4 protein-coding genes are annotated in these 1,235 nt (G+C 46.8%); all 4 read left to right on the top strand.

Annotated features, from left to right (window positions below):
- The first annotated feature begins 46 nt into the window (after positions 1-46).
- Positions 47-289, top strand: coding sequence for a ribbon-helix-helix protein, CopG family (locus tag HW443_RS14140; RefSeq protein ID WP_407079825.1), 243 nt, complete (start codon positions 47-49; stop codon positions 287-289).
- Positions 290-292: 3 nt separating this feature from the next.
- The gene (locus HW443_RS11420; RefSeq protein ID WP_176231783.1) at positions 293-736 is read left to right on the top strand and encodes a putative toxin-antitoxin system toxin component, PIN family; all 444 of its coding nucleotides are present in this window, start codon (positions 293-295) and stop codon (positions 734-736) included.
- Positions 737-745: 9 nt separating this feature from the next.
- Positions 746-1,030 (top strand): BrnT family toxin, encoded by a 285-nt coding sequence (locus HW443_RS11415; RefSeq protein WP_176225946.1) that lies wholly within the window; start codon positions 746-748, stop codon positions 1,028-1,030.
- The coding region (locus HW443_RS11410; RefSeq protein ID WP_176238247.1) for a hypothetical protein at positions 1,014-1,235 on the top strand (222 nt) is incomplete at its 3' end. The genes HW443_RS11415 and HW443_RS11410, both read left to right, overlap by 17 nt.

Below are 1,235 nucleotides of genomic sequence, written 5' to 3'. Positions count from 1 at the left end.
AAACAAAGTAAGTAATTTTGCTCTAGTTTATAGGGGGGATTGTTAAATTGCCCGAACTACAAATGTACTCGGTTTTTCCCTACCTCCTGATCTCTACAATCAGGTGGTTGACCTCGCTAAAGATGAAGGGAAAAGCAAGAGTGAGCTTTTTCGATACATGGTAAGGGTATATCAAGAATACATTGAAGAGCAACGCTGTGCAAAGATTTCTAAGTGGGGCGCGGAAACTGCCAGGAGACTTGGTATCAAGTCAGAAGAAGATCTGGACAAGTTCCTCAACGAGGCTTAAGAAGTGCTAAGAGTCGTCTTTGACACCAGTGTTTATATAGCCGCTTTTATTACCCACGGAATTCCCAAACAAGTCCTCGAGCGGGCAAGAGGAAGAAATAAAAAAATCCAACTTCTCGCATCCGTAGAAATCATGAATGAACTCGGCCAAAAACTAAGAGAGAAATTCTTTTGGCCTGAAAGACGGATTAAGGAGACAATAAAGGCAATTACTCACATCGCTGAGATCATCCAACCCCAGCATTCCTTGAAGGTGTTGTCGGATGAAGAAGATAATCGGATTCTTGAATGCGCAGTGGGAGGAAATGCTGATCTAATTGTTTCCCGAGACAGACATCTGTTGACTCTCAAAAAGTATCAGAATATTCCTATTGTTACGGCGGTTGACTTACTCCATTCTGTTCCGGCTAGTTGCCAAGAGCAAAAAGGTGAGGGAGGAAGTCCTTAAGGAGGTCGAATGGGGCTAACATTTGAGTGGGACGAGAAAAAAGCCAGGCAGAACCTGAAGAAACACGGCGTCTCTTTCGAAGAGGCAGCCACCGTTTTCGGAGACCCGCTGTCCATGACTATTGACGACCCACTACATTCGACCAGCGATCAAGAGCGCTACGTCACCATCGGACAATCCTATCGAAGACGCACCTTGGTTGTGGTACACTGTGATCGGAAAGAGAGCATCCGCATTATCAGCACGCGGGTTGCTACACCACGTGAAAGGAAGACGTATGAAGAAGGCGAATAAGACTGAGGCTACCACTCACCATGACCCGGATATGTTGGACGAATATGACTTCAGCTCAGGTGTGCGGGGCAAATATGCCAGACGCTATGCGGAAGGGACTAACGTCGTGCTACTTTCTCCTGATGTAGCGGAGGTTTTCCCGGACGCAGAGTCGGTAAATCAAGCCCTCCGCGCTCTGGCTGAAATCATTCGCCAGCAATCGAAG

Source organism: Candidatus Hakubella thermalkaliphila, assembly GCF_013281975.1.
Lineage (GTDB): Bacteria > Actinomycetota > Humimicrobiia > Hakubellales > Hakubellaceae > Hakubella > Hakubella thermalkaliphila.
Note: the sequence above shows the minus strand (reverse complement) of the source record. Positions and strands in the feature narration are given on the sequence as shown.